Origin of the sequence: Novosphingobium sp. (assembly GCF_041905565.1) — a bacterium.
Classification (GTDB): domain Bacteria; phylum Pseudomonadota; class Alphaproteobacteria; order Sphingomonadales; family Sphingomonadaceae; genus Novosphingobium.
Window position 1 is genome coordinate 14,075 of sequence record NZ_JAYRKX010000020.1, and the last position, 15,117, is coordinate 29,191.

The 15,117-nt window shown below is 68.8% G+C and carries 15 protein-coding genes; 12 read left to right on the plus strand and 3 right to left on the minus strand.

Annotated elements, in window-relative coordinates:
* Positions 1–29: 29 nt before the first annotated feature.
* Positions 30–731, plus strand: a complete 702-nt coding sequence (locus tag ACE3N9_RS14310) for an NAD-dependent deacylase (RefSeq protein ID WP_374284728.1) — start codon at positions 30–32, stop codon at positions 729–731.
* On the opposite strand, the gene ACE3N9_RS14315 is transcribed toward ACE3N9_RS14310, so the two are convergent.
* On the minus strand, positions 717–1,493 hold the full coding sequence (locus tag ACE3N9_RS14315) for a ThiF family adenylyltransferase (RefSeq protein ID WP_374284730.1): 777 nt from the start codon (positions 1,491–1,493) through the stop codon (positions 717–719). The two genes, ACE3N9_RS14310 and ACE3N9_RS14315, sit on opposite strands and share 15 nt — an antisense overlap.
* A 98-nt stretch (positions 1,494–1,591) precedes the next feature.
* Between ACE3N9_RS14315 and ACE3N9_RS14320 the strand changes: the two genes are divergently transcribed.
* The 5 genes from ACE3N9_RS14320 to ACE3N9_RS14340 all read left to right on the plus strand — a co-directional run bounded on the left by ACE3N9_RS14320 (position 1,592) and on the right by ACE3N9_RS14340 (position 6,407).
* Complete coding sequence (locus tag ACE3N9_RS14320; protein WP_374284732.1) at positions 1,592–2,365, plus strand: SDR family NAD(P)-dependent oxidoreductase; 774 nt, start codon at positions 1,592–1,594, stop codon at positions 2,363–2,365.
* A 70-nt stretch (positions 2,366–2,435) separates the two neighbouring features.
* Positions 2,436–4,127 (plus strand): class I adenylate-forming enzyme family protein, encoded by a 1,692-nt coding sequence (locus ACE3N9_RS14325; protein ID WP_374284734.1) that lies wholly within the window; start codon positions 2,436–2,438, stop codon positions 4,125–4,127.
* A 135-nt stretch (positions 4,128–4,262) separates the two neighbouring features.
* Complete coding sequence (locus tag ACE3N9_RS14330; RefSeq protein WP_374284736.1) at positions 4,263–5,564, plus strand: OmpP1/FadL family transporter; 1,302 nt, start codon at positions 4,263–4,265, stop codon at positions 5,562–5,564.
* 10 nt (positions 5,565–5,574) lie between these two features.
* On the plus strand, positions 5,575–5,994 hold the full coding sequence (locus ACE3N9_RS14335) for a YeeE/YedE family protein (protein WP_374284738.1): 420 nt from the start codon (positions 5,575–5,577) through the stop codon (positions 5,992–5,994).
* Complete coding sequence (locus ACE3N9_RS14340; RefSeq protein ID WP_374284740.1) at positions 5,991–6,407, plus strand: DUF6691 family protein; 417 nt, start codon at positions 5,991–5,993, stop codon at positions 6,405–6,407. Before ACE3N9_RS14335 ends, ACE3N9_RS14340 begins: the two co-directional genes overlap by 4 nt.
* Before the next feature lie 7 nt (positions 6,408–6,414).
* Here the strand turns inward: ACE3N9_RS14340 and ACE3N9_RS14345 are convergent, their stop codons facing one another.
* Positions 6,415–8,973, minus strand: coding sequence for a cation-translocating P-type ATPase (locus tag ACE3N9_RS14345; protein WP_374284743.1), 2,559 nt, complete (start codon positions 8,971–8,973; stop codon positions 6,415–6,417).
* A gap of 106 nt (positions 8,974–9,079) precedes the next feature.
* On the opposite strand from ACE3N9_RS14345, the gene ACE3N9_RS14350 reads away from it, so the two are divergent.
* The 6 genes from ACE3N9_RS14350 (at position 9,080) to ACE3N9_RS14375 (ending at position 13,296) form a co-directional block, all read left to right on the plus strand.
* Positions 9,080–9,424: an ArsR/SmtB family transcription factor gene (locus ACE3N9_RS14350; RefSeq protein ID WP_374284745.1), complete on the plus strand. Its 345-nt coding sequence runs from the start codon at positions 9,080–9,082 to the stop codon at positions 9,422–9,424.
* A complete protein-coding gene (locus ACE3N9_RS14355; RefSeq protein WP_374284747.1) occupies positions 9,421–9,894 on the plus strand; it encodes an ArsI/CadI family heavy metal resistance metalloenzyme in 474 nt (157 codons plus the stop codon). Before ACE3N9_RS14350 ends, ACE3N9_RS14355 begins: the two co-directional genes overlap by 4 nt.
* Before the next feature lie 7 nt (positions 9,895–9,901).
* Positions 9,902–10,408 carry an arsenate reductase ArsC gene (locus ACE3N9_RS14360; protein WP_374284749.1) on the plus strand — a complete coding sequence of 169 codons (507 nt, stop codon included), beginning with the start codon at positions 9,902–9,904 and terminating at the stop codon, positions 10,406–10,408.
* Positions 10,408–11,469, plus strand: coding sequence for an ACR3 family arsenite efflux transporter (gene arsB, locus ACE3N9_RS14365; RefSeq protein ID WP_374284751.1), 1,062 nt, complete (start codon positions 10,408–10,410; stop codon positions 11,467–11,469). The genes ACE3N9_RS14360 and arsB overlap by 1 nt, the downstream gene beginning before the upstream one ends.
* 19 nt (positions 11,470–11,488) lie before the next feature.
* Positions 11,489–11,935 carry a helix-turn-helix domain-containing protein gene (locus ACE3N9_RS14370; protein ID WP_374284752.1) on the plus strand — a complete coding sequence of 149 codons (447 nt, stop codon included), beginning with the start codon at positions 11,489–11,491 and terminating at the stop codon, positions 11,933–11,935.
* A gap of 122 nt (positions 11,936–12,057) precedes the next feature.
* Positions 12,058–13,296 (plus strand): cytochrome P450, encoded by a 1,239-nt coding sequence (locus ACE3N9_RS14375; RefSeq protein WP_374284754.1) that lies wholly within the window; start codon positions 12,058–12,060, stop codon positions 13,294–13,296.
* Positions 13,297–13,413: 117 nt separating this feature from the next.
* Here ACE3N9_RS14375 and dnaA read toward each other — a convergent pair whose 3' ends face one another.
* A complete protein-coding gene (gene dnaA / locus ACE3N9_RS14380) occupies positions 13,414–14,844 on the minus strand; it encodes a chromosomal replication initiator protein DnaA (protein WP_374284755.1) in 1,431 nt (476 codons plus the stop codon).
* Between the last annotated feature and the right edge of the window lie 273 nt (positions 14,845–15,117).

Below are 15,117 nucleotides of genomic sequence, written 5' to 3' on the forward strand. Positions count from 1 at the left end.
TCCCCTACAGGGCGTGCTTCATGGCCGCGATGAGGGAAATCCGCAACATCGTGATCCTGACCGGGGCCGGGATTTCCGCCGAAAGCGGGATCGACACCTTCCGCGGCGCAGGCGGGCTTTGGGAAAACCACCGGGTCGAGGATGTCGCCACGCCCGAAGCCTTTGCCCGCGATCCCCAGCTGGTGCTGCGTTTCTATGATATGCGCCGCGAGGCAATCCAGACCAAAGAGCCCAATGCTGCTCACACCGCGCTGGCGCGGCTCGATGCCGAGTGGCCGGGGGAACTGCTGATCGTGACGCAGAACGTCGATGACCTGCACGAGCGCGGCGGGGCGCGGCGGGTGCTGCACATGCACGGCGAACACCTGAAAGCCTGGTGCACCTGGTGCGACAGCCGCCACGCCTGGTCCGGCCCGCTGGCTGATTGCCCGCCCTGCCCCAAGTGCGAGGCGCGCAGCCTGCGCCCGGACGTGGTCTGGTTTGGCGAAGTGCCCTATCACATGGACCGCATCTACCGCGCGCTGCGCGAAGCGGACCTGTTCGTCTCGATCGGCACGTCGGGCGCGGTCTATCCGGCGGCGGGCTTTGTCCAGAACGCGCGCGAACTGGGCGCGCGGACGTTGGAGCTCAACCTCGAACCCTCGCAAGGTTCGCGCCTGTTCCACGAAAGCCGGCTTGGCCCGGCAAGCGAGGTGGTTCCCGCCTGGGTGGACGAGTTACTGGCCGGCTGAACAGCCCCGGCATTCGCCGTCGCGGGCGATGGTCATGGTCCGCAGACTGGGCACCAGCCCTTCCAGCAGGTGCAGCTTGCCCCACTGCGGATCGCCAAGCGCGGTCTTGCCGTCCAGGATCACGCGGATCGCCTGCATCGCGGCAAAGGCGCCGACCATGCCGACCATCGCCCCCAGCACGCCGTCCGCCGCGCAGGTATCGCAATCCTCCGCATCGAAGGCATCGCCCACGAAACAGCGATAGCAGCTGTGTCCGGGCAGGTGCCCGGCAAAGTTCGCCACCTGCCCCTGGAACCGCCCGATCGCCGCCGTAGTCAGCGGCACCCCGAGGCGCACGCAGGTATCGGACACCAGCAGGCGAGTCGCGAAATTGTCACACCCGTCGAGTACCACGGTGGCACCTCCGAGGACCTGCGCGGCGTCGACGCCCCCCCCAATACGCCCGGCGACCGCGCAGGCTTCGAGGGCCGGATCGAACCGCCCCACCCACTGCGCCGCAGCTTCCGCCTTGGACCGGCCGATGTCTGCCTGGGTGAACACCGTCTGGCGCTGCAGGTTGCTCGCCTCGATCACGTCATCGTCGATCAGCGTCAGCCGCCCCACGCCCGCCGCCGCCAGGTATTGCAGCGCGGGCGAGCCGATCCCGCCGCAGCCGACCAGCACGACATGCGCCTCGCTGAGCGCGACCTGCCCGGCCCCGCCCACTTCGGGCAGGACGATGTGGCGGGCAAAGCGGTCGAGGCGGTCGGGCGGCAGGGTCATGGCCCTTCCCCTAGCCGGATGCGGTCCCCTGCGCAAAAGGTAGTGACAAGCAACCCATCGCTGCGCAGAGTATGCACAAACACAATGCGGAGAGATTCATGGGTGACCTGACAGGCCGGATCGCGCTGGTGACCGGTGCCTCGCGCGGGATCGGCGCGGCGACGGCGCGGGCGCTGGCGGCGGCCGGTGCGAAAGTGGCGGTAACCGACCTCAAGGCGCCAGAGGAGCTCGCGGCGGAAATCGGCGGCCTTGCGCGCGCCCAGAACGTGACGAGCGAGGAGGACTGGGCCGCGACGATGGACTGGCTGCGGGCCGAGGCCGGCGGGCTCGACATCCTGGTCAACAATGCCGGGCTGTTCCTGATGAAGCCCCTGCTGGAAACCTCGCTGGCCGAATGGCAGCGGCTCCACGCGGTCAACGTCGAAGGGGTGTTCCTCGGCACCAAGGCCGCGATCCCGCTGCTGGCCGAACGCGCGGCGAAGTGGACCGGCGGCACCGCGATCATCAACCTGTCGTCGATGGCCGGGCTGGTCGGATCGGCGGGCGCGGCCTGCTACAACGCGTCGAAAGGCGCGGTGCGATTGTTCACCAAGGGGGTGGCGCTAGAACTGGCTTCGTCCGGGATCCGGGTCAATTCGGTCCACCCCGGGGTCATCGAGACCAATATGGGCCAGGAGGTGATCGACGCGATTTCCACCCTGGGCGGGATCGGCGCGAACGAGGCGCGCGACAGCGCGGCGGCGCTTCACCCGCTGGGCCGCATGGGCCAGCCGCAGAACGTGGCCGATGCCATCGTGTTCCTGGCCAGCGACAAGGCGGCCTTCATGACCGGCAGCGAAGTGGTGGTCGATGGCGGGGTGACCGCCGGCTGATCCACTCTTGCGCGGGGCGGCCCGCGCTGCTCCACTCAATTGCAACCACAACACCACGACGGGACGAGAGATGCATTACGCACAGCTGCGCCAAGCGCGCGAGGAACTGACCGGGCCGGGCGGCCAATTCGAGATCGTCGAACAGGAGGTGCTGGGCCACAAGCTGCGCTGCTTCAAGAACGCGCCGCCCAGCGTGCGCGAATTCTGGCTGTCCACCGCCGCTTATGGCGACCGGACCTACCTGATCTATGAAGGTGACCGGCTGACCTATGCCCAGGCCCACGCCCAGGCGAATGCCCTGGCCGCCTGGCTGGCCGAGCAGGGCGTCCAGCCGGGCGACCGGGTCGCAATCGCCATGCGCAACTATCCCGAATGGCTGGTCGCCTACTGGTCCTGCGTCAGCTGCGGGATTGCCGTGGTTGGCATGAACGCCTGGTGGACCGCCGAGGAGATGGAATACGCGCTCAAGGATTCGCAGCCCAAGGTACTGATCTGCGATAGCGAACGCCTCGCCCGCTTCCGCGAGATCGCGGCGAACGTGCCTGCGGTCAAGCTGGTCGGGGTCCGGCTGAACGACTACCCGGCCGATGTCACGCCGTGGAGCGTGGTGGCCAGCCATCCCGGGGCGATGCCGCAGGTCGCGGTCGATCCCGATGCCGATGCCTGCATCTTCTACACCAGCGGCACCACCGGCTTTCCCAAGGGGGCGCAGCTGACCCACCGGGGCTGCATCGCCAATCTGATGAACATGCTGTTCGCCGGGGCGTCGAGCGCGGTGGCGCTGGAGCGCGCGGTGGGCGAAGTCCCGCCTGAAGTGCCCCCGGTGCCGGTGGTGCTGCTCACCACCCCGCTGTTCCACGTCACCGCCAACAATTGCGGCGCTTACCTCACCAGCGCGGCCGGCGGCACGATCGTGCTGATGTACCGCTGGGACGCGGGCGAAGCGCTGAAGCTGATCGAACGGGAAAAAATCTCCTCGGTCAGCGGCGTGCCGGTGATGAGCCGCGAGCTGATCAACCACCCCGATTTCGCCACGACCGACACTTCCAGCCTGACCGGCCTGTCCGGCGGCGGGGCGCAGGTCCCGCCCGACCTGGTGCTGAAGATCGAGGAAGCAGTCGCCACGGCGCGGCCGACCACCGGCTATGGCATGACCGAAACCTGCGGGATCATCACGTCGGTCAGCGGCGATTTCTTCGTCGACCGCCCGGATACCGCCGGCCCCTACATGCCCAGTTTCGACGCCAAGATCGTCGACGATGATGGCAACGAGCTGCCGCTGGGTGAAGTGGGCGAACTGTGGGTCAAGGGCAGCCCGGTGATCAAGGGCTACCTCAACCGCCCCGATGCCACCGCCCAGACCATCACCGATGGCTGGCTGCACACCGGCGACGTGGCACGGATGGACGAGGACAAGTTCATCTACATCGTCGACCGCAAGAAGGACCTGGTGATCCGCGGCGGCGAGAACATCAGCTGCACCGAAGTCGAAGCCTGCGTCTATCGCCACCCGGCCGTGGCGGAATGCTGCGTGTTCGGCGTGCCCGACCAGCGCCTGGGCGAGGAAATCGGCGTGGCCGTGGTGCTGAAGCCCGGCGCCACCTGCACCGAGGCCGAATTGCAGCAGCACTGCCTTGACCACATGAGCAAGCACAAGGTCCCGCGCTATGTCTGGTTCGAGGCTGAGGCCCTGCCCCGCAACGCGAGCGGCAAGTTCCTGCGCCGCGAGCTGCGCGACCGGTTGAGCGCAACCGTCAGCTGAACGGCAGGGCGGCGGCAAAGCTGCGATTGGCGTCAGCCAAGGACTTGTTTGTTTGCTTGCCGGCCGAACCGGCTAGTGCCCCGTGAACATGAGCGGACGCTAATGTCCGCCACCAGTTCACAGGGAACAGACCAGATGACCGACACCTTCGGCGCGCGCCGCCGCCACGCTTTCCGGCCCCATGCGGTGCTGCCGCTGCTGGCGCTGGGTCTGGCCATGTCGGCCCCGGCCCATGCCACCGACGGCTATTTCCTCAACGGCACCGGAGCCAAGGCCAAGGGCGCCGGCGGGGTCGAGATTGCCTTGCCGCAGGACGGCCTGGCAATCGCGGTCAACCCGGCCGCCGTGACCGAGGTCGGCCACCGCCTCGATGTCGGCTTCGAAGTGTTCGTGCCGCGCCGCGGCGCCAGGATCAGTGGCAATACGGCCGGACTGAACGGCGACTATTCGGGCAACGGCGCGAACCCCTTCGTCCTGCCCGAACTAGCCTATGTCCGCCCGCTGTCCGACCGCGTTGCGGTGGGCCTGGCGATCAGCGGCAACGGCGGGATGAACACCCGTTACAAGGTCAATCCCTTCGCCAGCTTTGGCGCCACCGGCCCGGCCGGAGTCAATCTGCAGCAAATCATGATCTCGCCCACGATCGGGGTGAAACTGGCCAAGGGGCATTCGCTCGGCCTGTCGCCCACCGTCGTGGTGCAGGGCTTCGAAATGCTGGGCGTGCAGCCCTTTGCCGGCTACTCGCAGGACCCCGCCAATTTCACCAACCGCGGCACCGACTGGGCCGTCGGCGCGGGCTTTCGCGTCGGCTATCTCGGCTCGCTGGGCGAAGCGGTGAAGATCGGCGCGTTCTACCAGTCGAAGGTGTGGACCGGGCGGTTCAAGAAATACGCCGGCCTCTACGCCGATCGCGGCGGGTTCGACGTGCCGGCCGCCTGGGGCGCGGGCATTTCGGTGAAGCCGGTCCCGGCGCTGACGCTGGGCGCGGACTACAAGCGGATCGAATATTCGAAGGTCGCCTCGGTCGGCAATCCGGTTGGGCTGCTGTTCCAGGGCAAGCCGTTTGGCGCGGCGGGCGGTCCGGGCTTTGGCTGGCGCGACGTTGACGTGTGGAAGATCGGCGCGGTCTATCAGGCCCGTCCGGGGTTGACCCTGCGCGCGGGCTATGGCCGTTCGGACAACCCGGTGCCGTCCTCGCAGACGCTGCTCAACATCCTCGCGCCGGGCGTGGTGCGCGGCCACATCACCGGCGGCGCCAGCGTCGACCTGTCGTCCCGCGCGGAACTGACCGGCTATGTCATGCACGCCCCCCGGCAGACCGTGCGCGGGGCCGGATCGATCCCGCCGGGCATGCCGCCGGCCGGGTTCGGCGGCGGCGAGGCTGACATCCATCTGTCCGAAACGGCAGTTGGCCTGTCGTTCGGCCTGAAGCTCTAGGCCCGGGCGCGTGCTGGATCCGTTCCTGGCGCCGCTGGCCGGCGGCGTGCTGATCGGCCTGGCTTCGGGCGGGCTGTACCTGCTGGCGGGGGAGATCGCCGGAATTACCGGGATCACCCGCTCTGCCCTGATCGGCCCGGCACGCGGCTGGCAGGCGGCGTTCATCGCCGGGCTGCTGGCGGCCGGGCTGGCCGCGGCATGGGCCAAGGGGCCGGCGCTGGTGGCCGGGATCGAACAGACATCGCTGCCGGTCATGGTGCTGGCCGGGCTGCTGGTTGGCCTGGGCACCGACATCGGCAACGGCTGCACCAGCGGGCACGGGGTCTGCGGACTGTCGCGGCTGTCGCGCCGTTCGCTGGCGGCGGTCGCGGTGTTCATGGCTGCCGCCGCAGCCACGGTCTACCTTGTCCGCCACGGAGGTTTGCTGTGAAGATCGCGATCGGGTTCATCACCGGTCTCACCTTTGGCCTCGGCCTGGCGCTGTCGGGCATGACCAGCCCTGACCGGGTGCTGGGCTTCCTCGACATTGCCGGGGCCTGGGATCCCAGCCTGGCCTTCGTCATGGGCGGGGCAGTGCTGACCGCGCTGCCGCTGTTCGCGCTGGCCCGCAGCCGGGCAACACCGCTGGCCGGCGCGGCATTCGACCAGCCGCCGACCACGCTGATCGACCGCCGGTTGATCGGCGGGGCGGTGCTGTTCGGGATCGGCTGGGGCCTGGCGGGGATCTGCCCGGGGCCGGCGCTGGTCGATCTGGCCATTGCCCCCGGCCAGACCCTGGCCTTCGTCAGCGCGATGATCGCCGGCCTGCTGGCTTCGGCCTGGTGGCGCCGCCGCGCCGGTTGAGTGCCGCCTAGCGCGTGAAGGCGGGGCGAAACCGGGGCTTGGCCAGCCGCAGCACCGCGTAAAGCAGCGCGGCGGCCAGCCCTGCCGCGCCAAGCGAGCGCGCATCCAGCACCGGCAGGCCAAACAGCGCGGCGACCGGCGGGACCAGGAACAGCCCCGCGCACAGCGTGCCAACCAGGCCCAGGATTGCCGCCAGCGCGGCGTTGCGCCCGGCCCTGCCCGCACCCCGCCCGGCCGCGAACGAGCGGTTGGCAAAGATCAGCACCACCAGCGCCGCGACCAGCGCCGCAAAGGTGGTCGCGCGGGCCAGATCGGCGCCCATGCCGGACAGGTTGACCGCGACCGCCAGCCCCGTCAGCAAGGCCAGCGCCGCCCCGCCCTGGAGCAGCGCCCAGCCCAGCAGCGCCGGTGACACCAGCGCGCTGTCCGGATCGCGCGGCGGGCGGCGCATCAGGTCATCCTCCTCGGCCTCGGCCTCGAAGGCCAGGGTGCAAACCGGGTCGATCACCAGTTCGAGCAGCGCGATCTGCACAGGCCCCAGGATCAGCGGCCAGCCGGTCAGCAACGGCAGCAGCGCGAGTCCCGCAATCGGCACGTGGACCGCGATGATGAAGCCGATCGCCTTGCGCACGTTGTCATAGATCCGCCGCCCCAGCCGCAGCGCCGCGACGATCGAGCCGAAATCGTCATCCAGCAGCACGATCCCCGCCGCCTCGCGCGCCACGTCGGTGCCGCGCTGGCCCATCGCCACCCCGATATGCGCGGCTTTGAGCGAGGGGGCATCGTTCACCCCGTCGCCGATCATCGCCACCACTGCGCCTGCCGCCTTGAGCGCGCGGACGATCCGCAGCTTGTGTTCGGGCATGGCGCGGGCGAATACCGCCACCGCGCCCACCCGGCGGGCGAGTTCGTCATCGTCGAGGCGCGCGAGTTCCTCGCCGGTCATCACTTCCCCGGCAGCGATCCCGGCCTGCGCGGCAATCGCGGCGGCTGTGGCCGGATAGTCACCGGTGATCATCACCACGCGCAGCCCGGCCTGCTGCAAGGCATCCACCGCCGGGGGCACGCTGGGCCGCACCGGATCGGCCAGCCCAACGAGACCGACGAAGGCAAAGGCGAAGTGGCGCTGGCTTTCGGGCAAGGCAGCCTCGCCCCAGAGTGCTTCGGCCACCCCCAGCACCCGCAGGCCGCGCTCGGCCATCGCCGCGACCTGTGCTTCCATCGCGGCGCGTTGATCGTCAGGCAGGGAGCACAATTCGGCAATCGCCTCGGGCGCGCCCTTGGCGGCGATCAGCCGGGCGGCCTCGCCATCGCTGCCCCAGACCTGCGACATGGCGAGCAAGTCAGGGCGCAGCTCGTAATGACGGTGCAAGGCCCAGCCATCCTGGTGATGGGCATCCAGCGCGGCAGCGGGATGCGCCTTTGCCAGGCCATGGAAGGCCAGTTCCATCGGATCGCTGGGTTCGCGCGGGCAGGCCAGGATGCCCCGGCTGGCGAGCGTGCGGAACGCTTCGGGAAAGGACACGCCGGCCACCGGCTCGAGGCTTTCCCCGCCGGGCAGGCGCAGTTCGGCAATTTCCATCCGGTTCTGCGTCAGCGTGCCGGTCTTGTCGGTGCACAGCACGCTGGCCGCGCCCAGCGTTTCGATCGCCGCGCCGCGCCGGGCCAGCACCCGCGCCCCGGCCATGCGCAGCGCGCCCATAGTCATGAACAGCGCCAGCACGATCGGCAGTTCTTCGGGCAGCATCGACATGGCCAGCGCGATCCCCACCAGCGCTCCGTCCAGCCAGCCCCCGCGCAGCAGCGCAAACAGCACGCCCGCCAGCACGCTGACCCCCAGGCCGATCACGGCGAACCAGCGCACCAGCCGCCGCGTCTGCACCACCAGCCTTGGCGGCTCGTTTTCCAGCCGGGCCAGCGACAGGCCGATTTCCCCGATGCGGGTCGCCGCGCCGGTCGCCGCAACCTGCATCAGGCCGCTGCCGCGCACCGCCATGGTGCCCGCCCAGGCATAAGGCAGCCCCTCGCCGCCCGGCGGGGGCGGGCTGGACGGCATCGGGCCAGCCAGCACGGTCTTGCCCACCGGCACCGATTCGCCGGTCAGCAGCGCTTCGTCGATGCTCAGTCCCTGCCCCTCGACCAGCCAGCCATCGGCGGTCAGCCGCGCGCCTTCGCCCACCACCAGCAGGTCGCCGCGCACCACCTCGCGCGAGGGGATCACCACCCGCTCGCCCGCGCGGATCACGGCGGCGTGGGGCATAGCGAATTCGCGCAAGGCCTCGATCGCCCGCTCGCTGCGCAGTTCCTGCACCACCGCGATCAGGGTGGTCAGCCCGGCAAAGACCATCAGCACCACCGCGTCGCGCGGCTCACCCAGCACCAGGTAGATTGCCCCGGCGGCGAGCAGCAGCAGCAGCATCGGCTCGCTCAGCACATCGATCACGATCGCGCCCAGCGCCAGGCGGCGCCCGGCGGGCAGCTCGTTCGGCCCGTCCTGAGCGAGCCGCCGCGCGGCTTCGGCATGGGACAGGCCGGTGGGCCGGGCAGCAGCGGCAGGATCGGACATGCCGGGCAGTCTGGCGGCAACGGCCCGCCGAGGCAAGCCGCAGCCCGGTTGACAGCATTGCACACTTCGATATTTTGATATTTATCGAATCATGGGACCGCAAGCAATGGACGCACAACCTGTCATCCGCGCGCTGGGGGCCCTGGCCCAGGAACACCGCCTGGCCGCCTTCCGCCTGCTGGTTCAGGCCGGCCCCGATGGGCTGCCCGCCGGTACGCTGGCCGAACGCCTTGGCGTGCCGCCATCGTCAATGAGCTTTCACCTGGCCCAGCTGGCAAATGCCGGGCTGGTCAACCAGCGCCGGCAAAGCCGCTCGATCATTTATGCGGCCGACTATGCCGCGATGAACGGCTTGATGGCCTACCTGACCGAAAACTGCTGCGCGGGCGTGCCTTGCACCACTGGCGCGGTCTGCAATCCTGCCCTCGAACCTGCAAAGGATGTCGCATGAAGCGCTTTCACGTTCACGTCGGGGTCGCCGACCTCGATGCCTCGATCGCGTTCTATTCGGGCCTGTTCGGCGCTGCCCCCAGTGTGACCAAGCCCGACTATGCCAAGTGGATGCTGGACGATCCGCGCATCAACTTTGCCATTTCGCAGAAGTGCGGCGCGGCCAAGGGGATCGAGCACCTGGGCCTGCAGGTCGAGGATGCGGACGAGCTGGCCGAAGTCTACGGTCGGCTCAAGACCGCGAACGGCCCCGTGCTGGAAGAAGGCGCGACGACCTGCTGCTATGCCAAGTCGGAAAAGAGCTGGATCGCCGACCCCGACGGGGTGGTCTGGGAAGCCTTCCTGACCATGGGCGAAAGCACCGTCTATGGCGACAGCCCGGACTTTGCCGGGCTGTCATCCGACCAGGCCGCCGCCAATGCCTGCTGTGCGCCGCAGGTTGCCGCGCCCGCGTCCACCGGCTGCTGCTGAGCCGGAGATGAGCGCGCGTTTGTTCAGCGTGCTGGTGCTGTGCACCGGCAATTCCGCCCGCTCGATCCTGGGCGAAGCGATTTTGGCCCAGGCCGGTGCCGGGCGGATCCTGGCCCACAGCGCGGGCAGCAAGCCCCGGGGCGAGCCGAACCCCGGCGCGCTGCGCCTGCTGGCGCGCCGCGGGATCGATCCCGCGCCGTTCCGCTCCAAGAGCTGGAACGAGTTCACCGGCCCCGGCGCGCCGCCGATTGACCTGGCCATCACCGTCTGCGGCAATGCCGCCGGAGAGGCCTGCCCGGTGTTCATGGGCGCACCGCTCAAGGCGCACTGGGGCCTCCCCGACCCGGCCGATGTTGCAGGCAGCGATGCCGAGGTCGATGCCTCTTTCGAGCAGACCTGGCACTGGCTCGACCTACGGGTCCAGGCCCTGCTGGCCCTGCCGTTCGAGACGATGGAGCGGGCCGAGCTGTCCGCCGCCCTGGCCCGCATCGGCCAGCTGGAAGGAGCCGCCTGATGACCACTGCGCCTGCCGCCGCGCGCCCGCGCCTCAGCTTCCTCGACCGCTTCCTGACCGTATGGATCTTTGCCGCGATGGCGCTGGGCATTGCCCTGGGCACGCTGGCCCCGTCGGTTCCGGCCGCACTGGGGGCGATGACCGTCGGATCGACCAGCGTGCCGATTGCCATCGGCCTGATCCTGATGATGTTCCCGCCGCTCGCCAAGGTGCGGTACGAGGAACTGGGCGCGGTATTCCGCGACCGGCGCGTGCTGGCGTTGTCTTTCGCCCTGTGCTGGATCATTGCGCCGGCCTTCATGTTTGCGCTGGCCGCGCTGCTGCTGCCGGACCAGCCGGAATACTTCACCGGCCTGATCCTGATCGGGATTGCCCCATGCATCGCCATGGTGCTGGTGTGGAACCAGCTGGCCGGGGGCAGCGCCGAATACGTCACGGGGCTGGTCGCGTTCAATTCGCTGTTCCAGATCGTGTTCTACGTGCCCTATGCCTGGTTCTACCTCACCGTTTTGCCGCCGCTGTTCGGGCTCGATGCGCAAGTGGTGGACATCGATTTTGCCACCATCACCCAGGCCGTGCTGACCTATCTGGGCGTGCCGTTCCTCGCCGGCTTCGTGGTCCGCCGCACGCTGATCCGGGCGCGCGGGGCGGCCTGGTACGAAAGCCGCTTCCTCCCCGCGATCAGCCCGCTGACGCTGGTCGCGCTGCTGTTCACCATCGTCGCGATGTTCAGCCTCAAGGGCGGGACGATCCTGGCCCTGCCCGCCGATGCGCTGCGCATCGCCCTGCCGCTGGTGGTGTTCTTCGCGGTGATGTTCGTGCTGGCCTTCGCCGCAGGGCGGGCGATCGGCGCGGACTATGCGCGCACCACGGCGCTGTCGTTCAGCGCGGCGTCGAACAATTTCGAGCTGGCCATTGCGGTTGCCATCGCTGCCTTCGGCCTGGCCTCGCCGGTCGCCTTCGCGGCGGTGATCGGCCCGCTGGTCGAAGTGCCGGTGCTGATCGCGCTGGTCAATCTGGCCTTGTGGTTCAAGCGGGAATGGTTCAGCCAGCAAGCCTGATCGGAGCCCCGGCAAGGCCTTGAAACACTCGTTCGACTCGCGCTTTGGCAAGCTGCACGCCCTGCACGTGGCCGGGCTGACGCGCCATCTAGTGGCCTGCCGGGCGGCGCTGGACGGGGACCTGGACCTGTTTCTGGTCCTGTCGATCATTGGCGAACGCAGCTTTTCGGCCCGCAACGCGCCCGCCACGATGACCGAGGAGGAATTTCGCGCCAGTCCGGTCAGCACGGTCAGGCCGGTGGCGATCAACTTGCAGTCGATCGCGGATTACAGCGGCATTCCGCGCGAAACCGTGCGGCGCAAGGTGGCGGCGCTGCTCGCGCGGGGCTGGGTCGAGCGCGACGCCCAGGGGCTGCTGGCGATAACCGACCTGGCCAAGGACAGCCTGGACGGCCTGACCGACAGTTCGGTGCGCTACCTGCGCGAGTTGCTGGCCGCGCTGGACGAAGGTTCTCCGGCAAGCTGAACGGCCCTTGCCGCCCATTTTGGGCGACGCGACGCACACTGGGGCCCAGTTCCGGATTATCCCCGCCAACCAGGCGCGCCGACACGACCAGACCGGCGCCGCCCCTGTTGGGAGATGCCGGAATGACCAGACCGCTTGCCACGCTCGACGTGTTTTCGCCCGATGCCTACCTCGACGAGGCCGAAGTGGCCCGGCGCTGCCAGCAACTGCGCGCCATTGGCCCGGTGCTGTGGGTGGAGCAGGAACCCTACCGCCCGTTCTGGGCCGTGCTGCGCCGCGACGACATCATGGCGGTGGAACGCGACAGCAAGACCTGGCTGGCCGCACCGCGCCAGACCCTGATCCCGCGTGACATCGAGGACGCGATCATCGCCCAATGGGGCGTGCGCACCGGGCCGGTGCGGACCCTGCTCGACATGGACGGGGCCGATCACCGCGATCACCGCGCCCTGACCCAAAGCTGGTTCAACTCGCGCTTCCTCGACACCCTGCGCGAGCGCATGACCGTGCTGGCACGCGAATATGTCGACAAGCTGGCGGCGCTGGGCGGCGAATGCGATTTCATCGAGGAAATCGCGGTGCCCTATCCGCTGATCATGATCACCTCGATCCTGGGGCTGCCCGACAGCGATGCGCCGCTGGTGCTGCGGCTGACCCAGGAACTGTTCGGCGCGCAGGACCCCGACCGGCAGCGCAGCGGCCAGTACGGGCAAGACGTGGCGATGGAATTCTTCCAGTACCTGGGCGCGGTCGTGGCGGATCGCCGCCGCCAACCTGCCGAGGACCTGATGTCGGTGGTAGCCAATGCCCGGCTGCACGATGCGCCGCTGTCGGACATCGACACGCTGTCCTATGGCATGCTGCTGGCCGCCGCCGGGCACGATACCACCAGCTCCTCCGTCGGCGTTGGCATGATGCAGTTGGCGCTTAACCCCGACCAGTTCGCCCGGCTGCGCGCCGATCCGGCGCTGATCCCGTCCGCCGCGCAGGAAATGTTCCGCTGGGCGACGCCGGTGCGGCACTTCATGCGCACCGCGGCATGCGACACCCAGCTGGGCGGGCAGGCGATCGCCGCCGGGGAAAGCGTGTGCCTGGTTTACCTTTCGGGCAACCGGGACGAGACTGTCTTTGCCGATCCGGACCAGTTCCGGGTGGACCGCAGCCCTAACCGCCACGTGGCCTTCGGCTATGGCGCGCACCACTGCCTGGGGCGGATCCTGGCCGAAATGGAAGTCGAGGCGCTGTTCCGCGAAATCGCCGCGCGGGTCGAAAGCATCGAGCTGGCCGGGCCGGCGGAATGGGTCAAGACCAACCACACCGGCGGGCTGAAGCGCCTGCCGATCCGCTACCGCATGGCCTGAACCGCGCCCGGGCAGGCCGGGCGCGCCCTGTGGACAATCTTGTGCACGGCCGGTGGACCGGCCGTGCATGACTGGTGGGCAGATGGTGGACCGGGCGGGGACAAGCCCCGCCCCGGCTCAGCTTTCCAGCTGGCGCAGCAGGCTGCGCACGTCGCCGTCCATGTCCGCGTCGCGGGCACGCAGATCCTCGATCAGGCGGACGGCGTGGATCACGGTCGAATGGTCGCGCCCGCCGAACTTGCGGCCGATTTCCGGGTAGCTGCGCGGGGTCAGCACCTTGGCCAGGTACATTGCCACCTGGCGCGGGCGCACCACCGCGCGGGCGCGGCGCTTGCTGGCCATCTCGGTGCGGTCGACCCGGTAGAACTGGCAGACCGTGCGCTGGATCTCGTCGATCGTGATCCGGCGGCGGTTGGCCGAGAGGATGTCGGTCAGCTGTTCTTCGGCCAGTTGCAGCGACACGGCCTGGCCGGTCAGCTGGGCATAGGCGATCAGCTTGTTCAATCCGCCAACCAGTTCGCGCACGTTGCGGTTGATCGTGCGTGCCAGGAATTCGACCACGTCCGCCGGCACATGGGTGGGCGAGAACCGCGCCAGCCGGTGTTCGAGGATCGCGCGGCGCAGCTCGATGTCGGCGGGCTGGATATCCGCCACCAGGCCCATCGACAGGCGGCTGAGCAGTCGCTGTTCCACCCCGTCGAGCGCCTGGGGCGCACGGTCGGCGGCGAACACCAGCCGCTTGCCTTCGGCCAGCAGGGCATCGATCGTGTAGAGCAGTTCTTCCTGGGCCGAAGCCTTGCCGATGATGAACTGGATGTCATCGACCAGCAGCAGGTCGAACCCGCGCAGCCGCGCCTTGAATTCGATCGTCTGGTTCTGGCGCAGCGCCTGGACGAATTCGACCATGAAGCGTTCGGCCGAGCAGTAGAAAATCCGCGCCCGCGGATGGGCCGCCAGATAGGCATGGCCGATCGCGTGGAGCAGGTGCGTCTTGCCCTGACCGGTCGCCGCCTTGAGGTAGAGCGGCGCGAATTGCGGGGTTTCGGTGGCCGCCATGCGCTGCGCCGCGTTGCTGGCCAGCACATTGGCCGCGCCGGTCACGAAGCTCTGGAAGGTCAGCGACGGATCGAGCCCGATCGAAGCCTGGCCCAGCGTGCCAAGTTCCGCCATGCCCAGCCCCAGCGCATCGCCCGGCTGGCCGCCCGAAGCGCCATCGTTGGCCGCACGCCGGCCGCGATCATCGCCGCCAAGCCGCAGGCCGGGCAGCGCACGCCGCCCCGGCAGCACCGAGACGCGCACCTGGCGAACGTCGGGCCGGGCGATCTTCCACGCCAGCGAAAGCCGATCGACAAACCGGTCCGTCACCCAATTGGCGGCGAACTCGGTCGGCAGATAGAGATCGAGCGTGCCCGTATCCTTGCAGATGCCGCCCAGCTGGATCGGCTTGATCCACTGGCTGTGCAGTTGCTGCCCAAGGTCCTTGCGCAGGCCCTGGCTGATGTCTGCCCAATCCGCTGCGAGATCGAGCGCTTCCTGTTCGTCCATCATGCGCTCGTGTTCAGTCCTGTTGCTGGCAGGCGCATTACCGCGCTGTCCGCCCGTTCCCGTACCAGTCACCCGGTCCGCCCCCGAATCCAAATATCACACCCACCCATGCCGAGCCTTGCGGCCCGGGCACAGAACCAGCCACCCCCCGAAAGCGGCCGGACGACACATCGAATCTGTTCAGTAGTGCCCGGGCTGAAAGCGCCTCGGGCAATTCCGGTTTTATGGAGGAGTGACCGGTAAGGGCAAGGCGCGGACTGCAAATAAACTGAAATA